The following is a 17704-nucleotide window of genomic DNA, read 5'->3' as shown; positions in this document are numbered from 1 at the left end:
GAATCAGGCGGCTGTGTGCGCCATACGTTGTTCACGATTTAATCCCTGAAGCGCCGAAACATCGACGATCAGCGCCACGCTACCATCACCCAGGATGGTGGCGGCTGAAATGCCAGGTATTTTACGGTAGTTACTCTCAAGGTTCTTCACTACCACCTGATGCTGACCAATCAGTTGATCGACCAACAGGGCATAGCGGCGGCCTGCGCTTTGCAGGATCACCACAATCCCTTGCGTGGCTTCGGTTTTAGCGCCGTCCACGTCGAACACTTTCCACAGCTCCACCATCGGCAGGTATTCACCGCGCACTTCCAGTACGCGCTCACCGCCCGCCAGCGGATGCAAATCTTCTTCACGCGGCTGGAGTGATTCCATGACCGCGTTCAGCGGCAGGATAAACACTTCGTCCGCCACTTTGACCGACATACCGTCGAGGATCGCCAGCGTCAGCGGCAGCAGGATACGGATAGTGGTACCGGAACCCTGCTTCGACTTGATCTCAACGTGGCCGCCCATCTCCTGGATGTTACGTTTTACCACGTCCATGCCCACGCCACGCCCGGAGACGTCCGTCACCTGCTCGGCAGTGGAGAAGCCCGGCGCAAAGATCAGCATGCCCACTTCTTCGTCGGTCATGTTTTCGTTGACCGCCATCCCCTGGGAGATGGCTTTCGCCAGGATGCGCTCACGGTTCAGGCCTGCGCCATCGTCGGTCACTTCGATACAGATGTTCCCGCCCTGGTGTTCCGCAGACAGGATCAGGTTCCCGACCGGGGATTTCCCAGCGGCCACGCGGTTTTCCGGCAGCTCGATCCCGTGGTCGAGGCTGTTACGTACCAGGTGCGTTAAAGGGTCGATAATGCGTTCAATCAGGCTCTTATCCAGCTCGGTGGAGCTGCCCATCAGCGTCAGTTCAATCTGCTTATTGAGCTTGCCCGCCAGGTCGCGCACCAGGCGCGGGAAGCGGCTGAAAACGTACTCCATCGGCATCATACGGATGGACATTACCGATTCCTGCAGGTCACGGGCGTTTCGCTGCAACTGGCCCATGCTGGTGATCAGATCCCCGTGGTTTACCGGATCCAGTTCGTTAGAACGCTGGGCAAGCATCGACTGGGTGATCACCAGTTCGCCGACCAGGTTAATCAGCTGATCTACCTTCTCAACGGCCACACGGATACTGGTTGATTCACTGGAGCGGGCGGCCGGTTTTTCGCGCTCGGCGCGGTTTGGCGCGGCCTTTTCGCCCGGCACCGCCTTCAGCGCTGGCGCAGCAGGTGCCACTGCGGGTACGGCAGGCGCGGCTTCAACGACTTCCGCCACTTCAGCAGCCGGCGCATCCGTAACCGCTTCAAAGTCGATCTGTTCAGGTTCAATCACGAAACAGAGTACGGCGACCACGTCATCTTTGCTGATGCCGCCGTCGAGGGTAGCTGCCAGTGTGCCCTGACCTTTCACGACGTTGCTCAGCGTGGCAAGATTGCTCAGCTCCTCTTCCAGCAGATTCACTTCGCTCTCTTTCAGGCCAGACAGCACCACGCGCACGCGGTCGTCAGCGGCCGGTGCCGCCGCCGGAGCGGCGTCCACGACGCTCAGTTTCGCCGGGCTGACGGCAACGGCTGCCGTTTCACCTTTGGCTTCCAGCGCGAGCTGACGCAAAGCCTGGCAGATATATTCGAAGCTGGCTGCATCCGGCTCTTGCGAGCTTTTATAGGCATCGAGCTGTTCCTGCATAATATCTTTCGTTTCCAAAAACAGGTTAATAATGTCGGTATTGAGCTGCATCTCACCGCGTCGGGCCTCATCCAGCAGGTTCTCCATCAGATGGGTGGTCTCCTGCAGAATGGTAAAGCCAAACGTACCGGCGCCCCCTTTTATGGAGTGGGCAGCACGAAATATGGCGTTGAGCTGCTCTGAATCCGGTGCCTCAGGCACCAGGTCCAGCAGGTGTTGCTCCATATCCGCCAACAGTTCGTCGGCTTCATCAAAAAACGTCTGGTAAAAATCGCTAATATCCATGCTCACGCTATCACCTCGGATTGGCTGGTGGCGATGTTGGAACGGCAGCCGACGGCACAGGGCCTGGCTGTTTTAAATCATCCAGTGACTCATTCTGGCTTTCGGCGTTTTCGTGCAGGATGGCCTGCTCCGCCTGCTTGTTGAGCACTAAAAGACTAATACGACGGTTGATGGCATCATCCGGTCCGCGGTCGGTCATTCGCATGGTTGCAGCCATGCCCACCACCCGCAGCACCTTGCCATCGTCCAGCCCACCGATCACCAGCTCACGACGGGATGCGTTAGCACGATCCGCAGAAAGCTCCCAGTTGCTGTACCCTTTTTCGCCACCGGCGTAAGGGAAGTCATCGGTGTGACCGGAAAGACTGATTCGGTTGGGGATCCCGTTCAGCACCGGGGCAATCCCGCGCAGAATATCGCGCATATAGGGTTCCACGTCGGCGCTGCCGGTTTTAAACATAGGACGGTTCTGGCTGTCGATAATCTGAATGCGCAGACCCTCCTGAACAAGATCGATCTTCAGGTGTGGACGCAGGGCGCGCAGCTTCGGATCCGCTTCGATCAGCTGATCCAGATCGCCGCGCAGTTTCTTCAGGCGCGCCTGTTCCATGCGCTTTTTGAGCTCGTCAATGTTCGGCTCGCGCTTCACTTCACCCTGCTTCTGGGTGTAATCATCTCCACCGCCCGGGATCGGGCTGTCGCTGTTGGAGATTCGCGGCCCGGTCGAAACGGCGGTCGCCAGCGGAGTACGGAAATATTCAGCTATCTGAATCAGCTCTTTCGGGCTGGAGATAGAGATCAGCCACATCACCAGGAAGAATGCCATCATCGCGGTCATAAAGTCCGCATAGGCAATTTTCCAGGAGCCACCATGATGACCCCCGTGGCCTTTGTGCTTGCGCTTTTTGACTATGACGATGGGATGGGCCTGATTTTTCATGCGTCCTCAGTGCTCGTCTGCTGGTTTGGGTTCTTCACCGCGCGCACGTGCTCTTCGAGTTCGATAAACGACGGACGCTCGCTGGAGTACAGGGTCTTACGGCCAAACTCTACCGCGATTGGCGGGGCATAACCGTTCAGGTTGGAGAGCAGCGTGATTTTGACGCACTGCATCATTTTGGTGGTTTCAGCACTCTTCTGACGTAAAACGGTCGCCAGCGGAGAGATAAAACCATACGCCAGCAGGATCCCGAGGAAGGTCCCCACCATGGCGTGGGCAATCAGCGCCCCCAGCTCAGCCGCCGGACGATCCGCAGAGGCCAGCGCGTGTACTACCCCCATCACCGCCGCCACGATACCGAAAGCGGGCAAGGAGTCCCCGACCATCGCCAGGCTGTTCGCCGGGACTTCCGCTTCGTTTTCGTGAGTTTCGATCTCTTCGTCCATCAGCGCTTCGATTTCGAAGGTGTTCATGTTGCCGCTGATGATCAGACGCAGATAGTCGACGATAAATTCGAGCATCATCGAATCCGCAAGGATCCGCGGATAGCTGGCGAAGATCTCGCTCTCTTTCGGATTTTCAATATCGCGTTCCAGGGAGAACATCCCCTGTTGACGCGACTTGGCCATCAGGCGATAGAGCAGCGCCAGCAGGTCCATATACATACTTTTGGTGTATTTCGAACGACGGAACAGTAACGGCAACGCTTTTAACGTTCCCTTGATCGCCTTGCCGTTGTTGCCAACGATAAATGCACCCACCCCTGCACCGCCGATTATAACCAGCTCGGCCGGTTGATAGAGTGCCCCAAGGTGCCCGCCGGTCATCATGTAACCGCCGAAAACTGTACCGAGAACTACCAGGTAACCTAATACGATAAGCACGACATCATCCTTCCGCTAGTGACTTTAGCCAGGAGACACAGGTCGAGGGTTTACCTGACCGCGGGGCAAAAAAAAGCAGCGGTAATTGCTTACCGCTGCTGGAGTCTTGCCCGTACGTTCGGGTTAAACAGCCTGTTCGATCTGTTCATCCAGCAGTTGTGGATTACTATCGGCAACATCCCGGGAAAGTTTACGTCTTTTTACCGCGCGAGATGGTGGTTGGCACAAACTGCAGGCAAAGCTGCCGGCCGGCTGATGAGCGTGGGTGATAAAGTTACCGCCGCAGGAGTTGCAACGGGACAACTCAAGCAATCCGCTCTCAACAAAACGCACCAGCGTCCATGCCCGGGTCAATGCCAGCAAAGGTCCCTCTTCAGGCTGCGGGCACTGCTCGAGATAAAGTTTGTACGCTTTAATCACTGCATCAACACCGCTGCATAAGCCGGTTTTGAGCAGGTACTGCCAGGCATTACAGAACATGGAAGCATGAATATTCTGCTCCCACGTCATAAACCAGTCAGTGGAAAACGGCAGCATGCCTTTTGGCGGCGGGCTACCGCGTAATTCTTTATACAGTTTGATAAGACGACCACGGCTCAGCTGTGTCTCGCTTTCAAGCATCTGCAAACGAGCACCAAGCGTAATCAGTTCCATGGCCAGTTGAATGTCACGCGCTTCCTGAACAATGCTCTTCTCACTCATTGTCAGGCTCTTTTCTTACGGGCTGCGTCATCAGGCTGACTGATGTCGTTAAGCAAACGGGTGGAAAGCAAAATACCGGTGTGAACCTGCTGCAGATCGTCCACGCGGGATTCCTGCGTCAGTTGGGTCACGGTCTGGTGATTATCGAAACGGAACTGACAGACTAACTGGTTAGTTTCAGCCAGCTTAACCATCTGCGGCAGCGTTAACGCGCCAAGTGTTGTCGCCATCTCTTCATGAATACCCAGACGAAACATCGCAGAGGCTTTGTCCTGGCTAATCAAACGTTGTGCAAGCAATAAATATGACAGGTTGATGTCATAAATGTGTTTTAGCAATTCGGATGTGTTCATTTATCCCTTCCCGAATAACACTATATTCTTGTGCGGTAGACCGCACCCCGTGATGTCGCCGGGAAAACCCCGGTAAAAAAAAGAAGAAAAGGCTTAAACGCATAGTTGAATTAAGTTCTGTATTGAAGAATCACGTAATGAAAAACAATAATTGCTTCCTGACAGTTATCACTTTTTACAATTAACTAAGATTTTTCCTAATTCGGTGCAACTCTACCCGTCCGCTGTAGGACATACAATGTGGCCTCGCCTGAAATTTAAAATAAATGTGATCCAGGCCACATAATTTAGGTGAATTTGAACCAAAAATCCATCAGTATCACTTCTAAATTGTCCATTTAATGAACAAATAACACTCAGATATATTCTGTATTGCCGAATAATCATGCACAAGTATGAACTAACCCGGCACGTTACTTGCCGGGGGTTGACAAGTTACAAATTTCAAAAACACTCAACATATCTAAGATAGAAACACCCAAATAAATCATTGAAAAACAAAGAATATTATCAAGGCCAATACGTAAGTATTTTCTTACGTTTTCGGCGGGGTAATTGTTGCGAAGGGGTAAAAACCCTTGTTTTTGAGGGGGATATATTTGTATGATTTCCGTTAAGATAGCGCTTTCACTCACCTTATGCGGGTTTAGCGCGATTCATTACATAAGAATATTTAATGAATAATTATGATAAGCATCACATGAATGTCATCTTCCCCCCTTGCGCGTGCTAAAAAATCGCGCTAATGCTGAGGAAAAGCTAATGTACAGATACGTTCGGAGGGTACCATGAGTTACTCCCATATCCTTGTTTCTGTTTCTGTTTCTCCCGAAAGCCATCAACTGGTCGCCAAAGCGGTTGCCATCGCCCGACCGACCCAAGCACGCATTACTCTCGTCACGCTGTCTGCTGACCCTGAAATGTACAATCAACTGGCTGCGCCAATGCTGGAAGATATTCGTGATGTGATTCAGGAGGAAACCCAACAATTTCTGGATGAACTTATCGCTCGGGCAGAATATCCCATCGCACAAACACTTTGCGCGTCCGGCGAATTAAGCGCGAGGATACTTGATATATGTCACAAACAGAATGTGGATCTGGTGATTTGCGGAAACCATAACCACAGTTTTTTCTCTCGGACAGCCTGTTCCGCTAAAACAATTGTTAGCAACAGTAAAGTAGATGTGCTGTTAATTTCACTCAGCGCAGCGTAATGCGCTGAGTGAAATTATATTCAGGCAAGTTTAGGGAAAGTTGCGACCTTTTTTTGCAGGTTGCTCTCCACACTGCGAGGCGTGATATGGTTCAGGTCTTTAATAAAGCGCGCCTGCCAGTGGTCGATATCGTTCTCGCGGATGACTTTCATCATATCCGCATGGCGTGAGATACGCTCCGTGAGCGGCATATTCAGCGCCCGGTGCAAGGCGTTAGCCACGTCATCCCGATCGTATGGATTGACGATCAGCGCAGAGGTCAGCTCATTAGCGGCACCGGCAAACTGCGACAGCACCAGCACGCCAGGGTCAGCCGGATCCTGTGCGGCAACGTACTCTTTCGCCACCAGGTTCATGCCGTCACGCAGCGGCGTGACCAGCCCGACATCCGCATAACGGAACACTTTCATCAGGATTTTGCGTTCAAAGTGCTGGTTGAGGTAGAACAGCGGCGTCCAGCCCAACTGACCGTAACGGCCATTAATGCGCCCGGCTTCGGTTTCCAGCTGGTGACGAATATCCTGATAGGCCTGCACCTCACCACGTGAGGTTGGCGCGATCTGCGTATAGCGTATCTTACCGTGGTGCTCGGGATATTTTTCCAGCAGGGTCTCGTACGCCAGGAAGCGTTCCGGCAACCCTTTTGAATAATCGAGACGCTCTACGGAAAAGATGTTTTTAACGTTCTTCAGCTCTTCTTTAAGCTGCGCAAGCTTAGGCGGCAGCGGCCCGGATGCCTGTCCGGCAATCTCTTCCGGCTCAATACCAATCGGATAGACCTCGGTGCGGAAGCGCTTGCCCCATGCAGAGTGAGAGTCATCGTCATGGGCCGTCAGCCGCGTTTTGCTGGCCACGCTTTCAAGGAAGGCCAGACGGTCGTTTTCGGTCTGGAAGCCCAGCAGATCATAATCGCAGAGATCTTCAAGCAGCTCGTCCCCTGGCGGCAGCGCATTGAAAATTTCAGGCGTCGGGAACGGGATATGCAGGAAGAAACCGATGCGGTTGTTGACGCCGCGTTTGCGTAGCTCGCTGGCAAACGGCAGCAGGTGGTAATCGTGGATCCATACGACATCGTCCTCCTGCACTAACGGCTGCAGTTTGTCGGCCAGCAGGCTGTTGACCCGCGAGTACCCTTCCCAGGCCTCACGCTTAAACTTCACCAGGTCGAGGCGATAGTGGAAGGCTGGCCAGAGTACGGCATTGGAGAACTGGCAGTAATACTCATCATAATCCTGTTCACTGAGATTAAACGAGGCCCAGGTGATGTTCCCGCGTGTCACCTTTTTTAGCGGTTTATCCTCGTTCCCAATCTCTCCACTCCAGCCAAACCAGAGTCCACCCGTATTTTTTAACGCCCCCAGCACCCCTACAGCCAGGCCACCTGCGCTGGCTTTTTTGTCGTCCGGGGGAGCGATGCGGTTAGAAACTACGATCAAGCGACCCATAAGGTTTTCTCCTGTTAATTTGCGCTATTTCTTTTTCTTGTTGATGATTAGCGGCTTTTATTACCCATTGCCAGACGTCGGATACCGTTGCCAGCCGCCAGCTGGCTTTGGTCTCACCCGCTCCGACTTTCACTGATACTCCTTTAAGCTGATTAACCACTTCAAAGCCATGCTCATCGGTCAGGTCATCGCCAAAGAACACCGGCGTTCTGCCGAGGAAAGGCGCTTCATGCATAAAGGCGGAGATAGCTTCGCCCTTGTGGATGCCCCTCGGCTTAATTTCAACGACACATTTACCCGGCTGCAGCGACAGTTGCGGATTGTCACGCACTATCTGCTCCGCCAGGTTAAGTACTTCCTGCTGATACTCGGGCGCCCGACGATAGTGGATCGCAAAGGCCATACCTTTGGCTTCAAGTTCGGTGCCAGGCAGCCATAAAAGCGCCGTCGTCAACTGCGCATGCAGCGTCTGGACCAGATCCGGGGGAAGGGAAACGGATTGCGAATGACCATGGATGTCGCGGCGCTCCGCTCCGTGTACACCGGCAAGCGGGAAACGGTAGGGTTCGGCGAGCTGATCCAGCTCGGCCATTGAACGCCCTGAAATCAATGCCAGTGCTCCCTGATTCATATCTGCAAGCTTCTTCAGCGCCTGTAACACCTCTGCGGGAACCTCTACCTCATCAGGATGCGGCTTGATGGTTGCCAGTGTCCCGTCGAGGTCAAAAAAGTACGCATAGTTTTCAGCAAGTAATGGCGGTGAAGTTAACGTATCGGCCACCCTGATCCTCCTTACAGTTGGCGAGATGAAAAACTGTTAACATCTCAGTAGCCATGTAAGTATAGACAGTGTGACGGCGCTCGCCATTTGACATCCCCCTTCCCGCTGCGGCTGGAAAGGGGGTGAAGGTCGCGACTACACTTAAAAGTTAAGTCGCGGAAGGCAGGAAAAACGTTAAACAGTACGCTTCGCTTTTTGTTTGTAACGGTCGAAGATCACCGCTGCAAGCAGGATCAGGCCACGTACCACATACTGCGAGAACGGGGAGATGTTCAGCAGGTTCATCGCGTTCTCAACCGTGCCCAGGATCAGGATACCTGCCACCACATATGAGATTTTTCCGATGCCGCCTTTCAGCGATACCCCACCCAAAACGCAGGCAGAGATAACAATCAGCTCATAACCGATGGAGGTCATCGGCTGGCCGCTGGTCATACGCGAGGCCAGAATAATCCCCGCCGCCGCCGACACCAGGCCAGAGAGCACGAAGATAATGATTTTGGTGCGTACCACCGGCACACCCGCCAGACGCGCGGCCTCTTCATTACCGCCAATCGCCAGCGTGTTACGGCCAAAGGTGGTTCTGTTCAGCAGGAAGCCAAAAATAATCAGACAGCCCACCGTCAGCCAGATAGGTGCTGGCAGACCGAGCCAGTTGGCATAGCCGAGGGTGAAGAAGCGCTCGTCTTCAATCCCTACCGCTTTACCGTCAGAGATGATATAGGCCAGCCCGCGTACAATCTGCATGGTGGCGAGGGTGGTGATCAGGGCGTTGATTTTCAGCCGCGCAATCACGAAGCCGTTGACCAGCCCGCTCAGCACACCGAGCAGCAACCCGGCCGCCACGCCAATCCACAGGCTTTCGGTCATATTAATGACCACCGCCGTGGTGACCCCGGCACAGGCGATGACCGAGGCCACCGACAGGTCGAAGTCGCCGGACGCCAGACAGAACAGCATCCCGCAGGCGACCATCCCGGACATCGAGATAGCCAGGCCCAGCCCCTTCATATTAATGAAGGTGGCAAAGTTAGGTACAAAGATGGCGCAGCCGAGGAACAGTACGGCGAAGACCACCAGCATGCCGTATTGATCCCAGATCCGCCCAAAGCTGAAGGCCGTTTTCGGCGCTCTGGTTGTAGTGACAGAGGACATCTTATTCTCCTTGCTCAGGCGACAGCCTGGCTGACTTTAGGCATGGCGAGGCTTAACGCCTGTTGTTCATTCGCCTGTTCATGAAGCAATTCACCGGCAATGGCTCCTTCACGCATCACCACGATGCGGTCGGCCACACCCAGCACTTCCGGCAGATCGCTGGAGGCGAAGAGCACCGCCACGCCACGTTTTGCCAGTGCGTAAATCACGTTATAAATTTCGTGCTTCGCCCCCACGTCGATACCGCGGGTCGGTTCATCCAGCAGGATCACCTTCATCTCTTCCGACAGCCAGCGACCCAGAATTGCCTTCTGCTGGTTCCCGCCGGAGAGGTTCATGATCAGCTGCTCAGCGCCCGGCGTTTTGATGTTGAGCGAACGAATGTGGTGATCGGCATTGTCGACCTCCCACGTATCGTTAATCAGACACCCCGCACGGATGGTCTTGCGCCGCGCCGAGATATTGATGTTGTCCCGCACCGAGTGCACCGGGATGATCCCTTCGGCTTTACGGTCTTCCGGGCAGAGCATCATCCCCGCGCGAATGGCGTGCGCCGGTTTTTGAATATCGACCGGTTGCCCGTCGATAAATACCTGGCCGCCGGTAATGCGGGTGCCGCCAAACAGCCCTTTCATCAGCTCGCTGCGCCCTGCCCCCACCAGCCCGAACAGGCCGACGATTTCACCGCTGCGCACGGTAAGGCTGATGGGCGTGCGTACGCCAGGGGCTTTCACCTCTTCCAGACGCAGCAGCTCGCCACCGTACTGACGCGGTTCCCAGTGGTAAATATCGCCCAGCTCGCGGCCTACCATCGCCTGCACCAGCTGGTCGTGGTTGACCTGCTGCATATCGGTGAAGGTGCGAACATAACGGCCATCTTTGAATACGGTAATGGCATCGCTGAGGGCGAAGATCTCTTCCATACGGTGTGACACATACAGAATGATGCGCCCCTCTTTACGCAGCTCGCGGATCACCCGGAACAGGTTTTCGATTTCGCGCGCCGACAGCGAGCTGGTCGGTTCATCAAAGGCAATGACTTTGGCATTACGCGCCAGGGCTTTGGCAATCTCTACCATCTGCCACTGGCCGATGGAGAGGTATTTCAGCGGGGTCTGCGGGTCAATATCCAACCCGAGATGTTTCAGCTGCAGACCGGCTTCATAGTTGAGCAGCGAACGGTTCACAAAGCCGCCCTTATGCGGAAGCTGCCCAAGATAGATGTTTTCCGCCACCGTCATCTCCGGGACCAGATGCAGCTCCTGGTAGATGATGGCGACGCCCGCGTTCAGCGCGGCGGTGGTGTCGGCAAACGCGACTTCCCGGCCCTGTAGCGCCAGGGTGCCCGTCGTGGGGGCATAGTTACCGCTGAGGATCTTCAGCAGCGTGGATTTTCCGGCGCCGTTCTCCCCCATCAGGGCATGAACCTGACCCGGGTAGCAGTCAAAGCTGATGTCGGTCAGCGCGTTGACACCGGGAAAGGTTTTGCCGATGCCGCGAAATGAGAGATACGGTTCAGACTGTTGCATAACGTCTCCGAGGATCGAGTAGTGAACGTCTGGCCCCCCGCGACTGCCGGGGGGCGCAATCACAGTAAATTACTTACCGCCCAGTCCTTTTTTCTCCAGCTCAGCTTTGAAGTTGTCGCGGGTGATCAGCACCACGTCGGTCACTTCAGTGAATTTCGCTGGCTCTTCGCCTTTGGTCACCCAGTTGTAGAGCATTTCGCTGGATTTGTAGCCGTGTACGTCCGGGCTTGGCAGCAGGGAGCCGTAGAAGCCGGTCGCCTGTGCTTTAGAGAGTTCGCTCACCGCGTCCACGCCGTTGATGCCGATACCGATCACGTCTGCCGCTTTAAAGCCCTGGCCTTCGGTGGCGCGCACGCCGCCGAGCACGGTGTTGTCGTTCATCCCGACCACCAGCCAGTGTTTCACTTCAGAGTGCTGAACCAGCATGGAGTTGGCCGCATCGAAGGCACCTGGGATGTCGTTAGATTTGGTTGGCACTTTGTAGATCTGTTTTTCCGGGAAGCCGGCCGCTTTCAGGGCATCCATCGAGCCGGAGGTACGACGGCGCGCGGTATCGAGCTCATCAGCAGTGATGGCCATCACGGCGGTATCTTTTACATCCCAGCCGCGTTTTTGCATCTCTTTGTACAGCTCCTGACCCTGGCGCTCACCGATTTTGGTCGCGGCCATCATCACCAGCGGCACGGTATCCATTGGCTTGCCTTTGGCGTTAACGAACTGATCGTCTACCGCGATGACTTTCATGTCATAACCACGCGCTTTGGCCACGATGGCGGAGCCGAGCTTCGGATCGGGCGTACAGATAACAAACCCTTTCGCACCGCTGGCCGCCAGGCTGTCGATAGCGTTAAGCGTTTTTTCACCGTCCGGTACGGCAATTTTGATCACTTCGAAGCCCAAATCTTTCCCGGCTTTGTCAGCGAATTTCCACTCCGTCTGGAACCACGGCTCTTCCGGCTGTTTCACCAGAAAACCGAGCTTTAAGTTCTCAGCCATAGCGGATTGTGACATAACGGCAGCCAGACCGATGGCCGCCAGCGCTTTAGTAAATTTGTGCATGGTTAACTCCAGCTTTAGCGTTCTAATTTGTAGGGGAAACAACATCTCAATTCTGTTTAATCGGACTTAAAACAAGGCATTAGCGCCAACCGTGTTTAAAGCGCATTTGCTTGAGATAGTTTTAGCGGGAAATTAATCATCCATAAGAGAGCGCCATCACACCGCAGAATTACAGTAATTGCGTACATACATTCAGCGAAAAATGACATAAATAGAGCGGGATTTGTCAGACAATTAGAAAGAGGGAAAGCAGATTAGTCCATAAGATCAGCTAAGATATCCTTGTGAGCCGGGCACAGGCGCGCCCGACCATATTACCAGGGATAGTAGATGTGTTCGGCGTGGTCGCGAACCGGTGCCTCATCGCCCAACAGCCGCGCCGAGAGGGTCAGCGCAAAGTCGAAGGCATGGCCCAGGCCTTTGCCGCTGATGAGGTTGCCATCTTCCACCACCGGGGCATCGACATACACGCCATCCTGGATCGGCTGCCAAAGATCGCCCGAACAGACGTAGCGACGGCCTTCGAGTAAGCCGTTCCCGCCCAGCACGCGCGCAGCGGCAGAACAGATGGGCGCGATGATCTTGCCCGCTTCGTCATGCGCGGCGACAAAACGCAGCACTTCCGCGCTGGCCGCCAGGTTGACGCTGCCCTGCGGGCCGCCCGGTAATACCACGGCGTCGTAGTACGTCTCGATTTTGTCGCTCAGGGTATGGTCTGCGACCATCGGGATATTGTGGTAGCTCACCACCGCACGCGAATCGGCGCAGGCCAGGGTTTCGACATGAATATTGAGACGGCGCAGGATATCGATAGTGATGATCGCTTCTGCCTCTTCAAATCCGGGTGCCAACAGCACCGCCACGTTTGCCATAAAGAACTCCATGGGATAAAAGATAAAACAATGTTTCATTTTCACAGAGTGGAGGACGGCAAACTCCCTGCGGGATCACAAATCGCACTATTTCGCGCAAAAATGATCCGGCGCAAGTTTCGTCGGGTGTAAAAATTGATTAATTATAAGAATTATCTTTATTCCATCTGGCAGGAATAATTTTCCATTATCTTGCTATGCGCATATATCATCGCAACTCTAAAAAACATGAAATACTCCCCTTCATCAAAACGCTTTAATTTTATACAAAAACATGTATAACATAGGGTTAGCTATTGCTTACCTTCGCTTCGGTCACGCCAGATGCTTCATTTCTTTTAATTTCTCGTGGTGAGTAAGCTTTAGTAAGAATATATTCATAAGGATTTTCTTATAAAGAGTTCGCTGTTATTATTATTTTTACCCGATGCCTGCAATGAATATGGGCTCACAAACAGGGAAAACAGAATGCTTTTATTCTGTAGTGAACTATCGTTAATGATGATTATTTTTTAGGTTGCATAAACGAAGAAAAGGGAATGGATATGGCTATCTCGGACATGATTAACAAGCTCAACACGCAAATGAACCTTGAGTTCCAGGCGTCAAATCTCTCTTTGCACCTCAGCGAGTGGTGCTCAGAACATCAGCTAACCGGTTCCGCGACCTTTCTGCGCACCCAGGCACAGAGCAACGTCACCCAGATGATGCGCGTTTTCGATTTTCTGAAAGCGTCTGGCGCCATGCCGGTACTTAAGCCGGTGGAGATGACTGATGAAGACTGTAGCTGCCTGGAAGCGGTTTTCCAGCGCTCGCTGGAGGAGTATGAACAACGCTGCCTGACGCTGAATCAATTAACGGATGAAGCGCGTAAAATGCAGGACATCTCCACGCTCAACTTCCTGCACGATATTGAAAAAGAACAGCAGCACGATGGGGTATTACTGAAAACCGTTCTCGATGAAATTCGCCAGGCGCATCGCACCGGTTTGGGTCTGGAACAGACCGATCGTCACCTGCTCAACATTGTTCACTCTCAGCACCACTGATCCTCTGCTTTACGTCACTTACCCGGCCTGCGCCGGGTAATGTTGTTACAGGCTTGTAACCAACTCCTTGCTTTTATTAATCTTTAACAAATCCGATCTGGCTCCCACCCAATAACCCTACTCCGTGTAATGATTTGCGAAAATTTCATTTTCACAGACGAGGGATACGCATGATTACCGTTGAATTTATTGTCATTATTGTGTGCCTGTTAATCGGCACCCGGTTCGGAGGGATGGGACTGGGCCTGATCAGCGGCATCGGCCTGTTTATTCTTACTTTTGTCTTTGGGCTCCAGCCCGGTAAACCCCCGGTGGACGTCATGCTGACGATCCTTGCGGTCATTGGCTGCGCCGCCACGCTCCAGAGCGCCGGGGGACTGAATGTGATGATGCAGCTTGCCGAACGGCTGCTGCGGCGACATCCGCAACATATCACCCTGCTCGCCCCTTTTACCACCTGGATGCTGACCTTTCTGTGCGGCACAGGCCATGTGGTCTATACCATGTTCCCCATCATTGCCGATATTGCGCTGAAAAAAGGCATCCGCCCCGAGCGCCCGATGGCAGTGGCCTCCATTGCTTCGCAGATGGCCATCACCGCCTCGCCGGTGTCGGTTGCCGTCGTCTCGCTGGTGTCAATTCTTGCTGCACAGCACGGCGTCGGTCAGGCGTTTGGCATTCTGCAGATCCTCGCGATTTCAGTCCCGGCCTCGCTGGCGGGCGTAGCCATTGCCGCCCTCTGGAGTTTACGCCGCGGCAAGGATCTGGCCGACGATGAGGCGTTTCAGGCCAGGCTGAAAGATCCTGAGCAGCGGAAATTCATTTATGGCAGCACCGACACCTTAATGAATCAGCGTTTCCCGAAGCAGGCCTACTGGTCCACGTGGATCTTCTTCGCCGGGATTGCCGTGGTGGTACTGCTGGGTGCCCTGCCCGAGCTGCGTCCGGCCTTTGAGGTGAAAGGCAAGCTGACGGCGCTGTCGATGAACCTGGTGATCCAGATGATGATGCTGATCGCCGGGGCCGTGATGTTAATGGTGTGCAAAGTGAATGCCGCTGCGATCTCAAACGGCGCGGTGTTTAAGGCCGGGATGGTGGCGATTTTCTCGGTGTTTGGCGTGGCATGGATGAGCGATACCTTTTTCCAGGCGCATCTGGATGAACTGAAGATGGCCCTCGAGGGCGTGGTGAAAAGCCATCCCTGGACCTACGCTATCGTGCTGTTCCTGGTCTCGAAACTGGTTAATAGCCAGGCGGCAGCGTTGACGGCGGTCGCGCCGATGGGGTTAATGCTGGGGGTTGATCCGAAGATGCTGATTGCCTTCTTCCCGGCGTCGTATGGCTATTTTGTTCTGCCGACCTACCCCAGCGACCTCGCCTGCATTGGCTTTGACCGCTCGGGCACCACGCGCATTGGCAGGTTTATCATCAACCACAGCTTTATTATGCCCGGTCTTATCGGAGTAAGCTGTGCCTGTGCGGTGAGCTATCTGCTGGTGCAAACCTTCATGTAACCTGCATTCCGGGCGACCCTGGGTCGCCCGTTCACATTATTCTCACAAAACCATTTCTAAATTCAAAACGTCGGTTTATTTTAGTGAGACTCGCCCTGCGGCGTGAACTTCAGTTCAATCAGCGCAATGGCTTTCTGGATGGCGCGCAGCGTGACCGGGTCGGCTGAGGCGGGATTGCTGGCGAAATCGATATTTTTGAGCTGGCTGGACATCTTCTCGCGCACCTCAGCCGGGGCGAGGATTTCAATCACATCAAGGATTTGTTTGATAACCAGCTGACACGCAACAACGTCAGAGATCAGTTCCTGGTCGGCACTCAGGTTTTGAGACATAGGCTTCTCCTGTTTTAAAGGCCGCCATAGTAGCAAAACGCCCGCCCTGATGCGGCCTGCAGGCATAAAAAAACCTGCCGAAGCAGGTTTTTTTTATCAGAACATCGCGCCTGGCGGTACGTCCTTGAAGGTCTTGCAGTAGGATTCGAACATGCTTTTCAGGATTTTGCGCAATTTCATTGTTTTACTCCGGCTCTTTGTTATGCAGGTGTTATCGTTGATGCGCCTATAATATGACCGCCATCACAAAAATCAATGATTTTGTGATATTCATCACGGCAGTTTATTTAAAATAAAACAGTGTTCCTGTTAAAAATAAAATCAAATCAGGCAATTAGCAGCGTGCTTGTTCCTGTAAATTTTTAAAAAAATTTTGAAGTGGCAGAGGAAAAATGACCGAAAACATCTCCGGTAAAGCGGCCAGCGGGATCTCCCCCGCTGCGCTGTTAGTCGCGGGCGCGTTCTTTATGGAGTTTCTCGATGGCACGGTGATCGCCACCGCGCTGCCCGATATGGCGAAAAGCTTTGGCGTGCAGGCGGTGGATCTCAATATCGGGATCAGCGCATATCTCATCACCCTGGCGGTGTTGATCCCGGCCAGCGGCTGGATCGCCGACCGGTTTGGCGCGCGCAAAGTCTTTACCCTGGCGCTGGCGATATTCACCCTCGCCTCGGTGCTGTGCGGCCTCGCCACCAGCGTCGATCAGTTCGTCGCCATGCGCGTGTTGCAGGGAATGGGGGGCGCGCTGATGGTGCCGGTTGGCCGACTGGCGGTGCTACGCACCACCCCGAAGCATCTGCTGATCACTGCCATCGCCACTTTGACCTGGCCCGCGCTGGTGGCTCCCATTATCGGCCCGCCGCTGGGCGGGTTTATCACCAGCTATGCCAACTGGCGCTGGATCTTCTTTATTAACGTGCCGCTGGGGCTGATTGCCATCGTGCTGGCGCTGCGCATTATCCCCGATATCAGTGAAGAGACCCGCCGTCCGTTCGATACCCCGGGTTTTATCGCCACCTCGGTGGCAATGGTCAGCCTGGTCTGTGCCATGGAGATGATGGGGGCGCAGCAGGTGAATACCACGCTGACCCTTGCTCTGGTGGCGACGGGCGTGGTCACATTGATTTATGCGCTGCGGCATTTCAGGCGCGCCCGGTGGCCGATGATCCGCCTCGATGCCCTCCAGGTGCCCACCTTTCGCGTGACCATGTACGGCGGCTCGCTGTTTCGCGCCTCCATCAGCGCCGTCCCTTTTTTGCTGCCGCTGCTGTTCCAGGTGGGATTCGGCATGGATGCGTTCCACTCCGGTTTGCTGGTGCTGGCGGTGTTTGTTGGCAACCTGACCATTAAACCGGCGACCACCCCTCTGCTGCGTGGACTGGGGTTTAAAAAATTGCTGCTGATCAACGGCGCGCTGAACGTGCTGGCTCTGCTGGCCTGTGCGTTCCTGACGCCGCAGACCCCGGTGTGGGTCATTATGCTGGTGCTCTATCTGGGCGGCGTGTTTCGTTCCATACAGTTTACCGCCATCAGCACCCTCGCCTTTGCCGACGTCCCTTCCCCGCAGATGAGCTATGCCAACACTCTTTTCTCTACTGCCACTCAGCTGGCGGTGGGGCTGGGGATCACCCTTGGCGCTATCGGGATCCGTATTGGCGAACTGTGCAGCGAGATGCTGGGGATAGACGCGCTACCGGGGATCAGCTTCCGGCTGGCCTTTGTGGCGATTGCGCTGGTCTGTCTGCTGGGGATGTTCGATACCCTGCGGCTGGTGAAAGATGCCGGCAGTGCGGTATCCAGCAAGCGGGCATAAAAAAAGCCAGCGTAAGCTGGCTTTTCCTGGCGTTGGCAA

The 17704-nt window shown here is 54.3% G+C and carries 17 protein-coding genes; 4 read left to right on the top strand and 13 right to left on the bottom strand.

Going from position 1 to position 17704, the window contains the following annotated elements:
* Window positions 1–3: 3 nt before the first annotated feature.
* From cheA to flhD, 5 genes are all read right to left on the bottom strand, one after another.
* A complete protein-coding gene (gene cheA / locus ABIE02_RS08105; RefSeq protein WP_336994509.1) occupies window positions 4–2025 on the bottom strand; it encodes a chemotaxis protein CheA in 2022 nt (673 codons plus the stop codon).
* A gap of 4 nt (window positions 2026–2029) precedes the next feature.
* Window positions 2030–2959, bottom strand: a complete 930-nt coding sequence (gene motB / locus ABIE02_RS08100) for a flagellar motor protein MotB (RefSeq protein WP_032611993.1) — start codon at window positions 2957–2959, stop codon at window positions 2030–2032.
* Complete coding sequence (motA, locus tag ABIE02_RS08095) at window positions 2956–3843, bottom strand: flagellar motor stator protein MotA (protein WP_032611994.1); 888 nt, start codon at window positions 3841–3843, stop codon at window positions 2956–2958. The genes motB and motA overlap by 4 nt, the downstream gene beginning before the upstream one ends.
* A 123-nt stretch (window positions 3844–3966) precedes the next feature.
* Window positions 3967–4545 carry a flagellar transcriptional regulator FlhC gene (flhC, locus tag ABIE02_RS08090; protein ID WP_032611996.1) on the bottom strand — a complete coding sequence of 193 codons (579 nt, stop codon included), beginning with the start codon at window positions 4543–4545 and terminating at the stop codon, window positions 3967–3969.
* 2 nt (window positions 4546–4547) lie between these two features.
* Entirely contained in the window at window positions 4548–4898 is a 351-nt protein-coding gene (flhD, locus tag ABIE02_RS08085) for a flagellar transcriptional regulator FlhD (RefSeq protein ID WP_032611998.1), read from the bottom strand.
* A 788-nt stretch (window positions 4899–5686) separates the two neighbouring features.
* Here flhD and uspC point away from each other — a divergent pair.
* Window positions 5687–6115 carry a universal stress protein UspC gene (gene uspC, locus ABIE02_RS08080; protein ID WP_059307626.1) on the top strand — a complete coding sequence of 143 codons (429 nt, stop codon included), beginning with the start codon at window positions 5687–5689 and terminating at the stop codon, window positions 6113–6115.
* Window positions 6116–6135: 20 nt separating this feature from the next.
* Here uspC and otsA read toward each other — a convergent pair whose 3' ends face one another.
* From otsA to ABIE02_RS08050, 6 genes are all read right to left on the bottom strand, one after another.
* A complete protein-coding gene (otsA, locus tag ABIE02_RS08075; RefSeq protein WP_336994508.1) occupies window positions 6136–7560 on the bottom strand; it encodes an alpha,alpha-trehalose-phosphate synthase in 1425 nt (474 codons plus the stop codon).
* Window positions 7535–8341, bottom strand: a complete 807-nt coding sequence (otsB, locus tag ABIE02_RS08070; protein ID WP_032612005.1) for a trehalose-phosphatase — start codon at window positions 8339–8341, stop codon at window positions 7535–7537. The genes otsA and otsB overlap by 26 nt, the downstream gene beginning before the upstream one ends.
* A 174-nt stretch (window positions 8342–8515) precedes the next feature.
* Window positions 8516–9496: an L-arabinose ABC transporter permease AraH gene (gene araH / locus ABIE02_RS08065; RefSeq protein ID WP_032612007.1), complete on the bottom strand. Its 981-nt coding sequence runs from the start codon at window positions 9494–9496 to the stop codon at window positions 8516–8518.
* Between the two features lie 14 nt (window positions 9497–9510).
* The gene (gene araG, locus ABIE02_RS08060; RefSeq protein WP_059307625.1) at window positions 9511–11025 is read right to left on the bottom strand and encodes an L-arabinose ABC transporter ATP-binding protein AraG; all 1515 of its coding nucleotides are present in this window, start codon (window positions 11023–11025) and stop codon (window positions 9511–9513) included.
* A 69-nt stretch (window positions 11026–11094) separates the two neighbouring features.
* Complete coding sequence (gene araF / locus ABIE02_RS08055; RefSeq protein WP_032612011.1) at window positions 11095–12084, bottom strand: arabinose ABC transporter substrate-binding protein AraF; 990 nt, start codon at window positions 12082–12084, stop codon at window positions 11095–11097.
* 314 nt (window positions 12085–12398) lie between these two features.
* Window positions 12399–12956, bottom strand: coding sequence for a DJ-1 family glyoxalase III (locus tag ABIE02_RS08050; protein WP_336994507.1), 558 nt, complete (start codon window positions 12954–12956; stop codon window positions 12399–12401).
* Window positions 12957–13501: 545 nt separating this feature from the next.
* Here ABIE02_RS08050 and ABIE02_RS08045 point away from each other — a divergent pair.
* Both ABIE02_RS08045 and ABIE02_RS08040 read left to right on the top strand, forming a co-directional pair.
* Window positions 13502–14005 carry a non-heme ferritin-like protein gene (locus tag ABIE02_RS08045; RefSeq protein WP_032612117.1) on the top strand — a complete coding sequence of 168 codons (504 nt, stop codon included), beginning with the start codon at window positions 13502–13504 and terminating at the stop codon, window positions 14003–14005.
* 170 nt (window positions 14006–14175) lie between these two features.
* A complete protein-coding gene (locus ABIE02_RS08040; protein WP_077227034.1) occupies window positions 14176–15519 on the top strand; it encodes an anaerobic C4-dicarboxylate transporter in 1344 nt (447 codons plus the stop codon).
* 80 nt (window positions 15520–15599) lie between these two features.
* On the opposite strand, the gene ABIE02_RS08035 is transcribed toward ABIE02_RS08040, so the two are convergent.
* Complete coding sequence (locus ABIE02_RS08035; protein WP_032612018.1) at window positions 15600–15851, bottom strand: DUF2766 family protein; 252 nt, start codon at window positions 15849–15851, stop codon at window positions 15600–15602.
* A gap of 96 nt (window positions 15852–15947) precedes the next feature.
* Complete coding sequence (azuC, locus tag ABIE02_RS08030; RefSeq protein WP_098946254.1) at window positions 15948–16031, bottom strand: stress response protein AzuC; 84 nt, start codon at window positions 16029–16031, stop codon at window positions 15948–15950.
* Window positions 16032–16243: 212 nt separating this feature from the next.
* Here azuC and ABIE02_RS08025 point away from each other — a divergent pair, with 212 nt between their 5' ends.
* Window positions 16244–17665: an MFS transporter gene (locus ABIE02_RS08025; protein WP_164540689.1), complete on the top strand. Its 1422-nt coding sequence runs from the start codon at window positions 16244–16246 to the stop codon at window positions 17663–17665.
* Window positions 17666–17704: the final 39 nt, after the last annotated feature.

The sequence above is a fragment of the Leclercia sp. 1548 genome (genome assembly GCF_050435045.1).
Lineage (GTDB): Bacteria > Pseudomonadota > Gammaproteobacteria > Enterobacterales > Enterobacteriaceae > Enterobacter > Enterobacter adecarboxylatus.
Note: the sequence above shows the minus strand (reverse complement) of the source record. Positions and strands in the feature narration are given on the sequence as shown.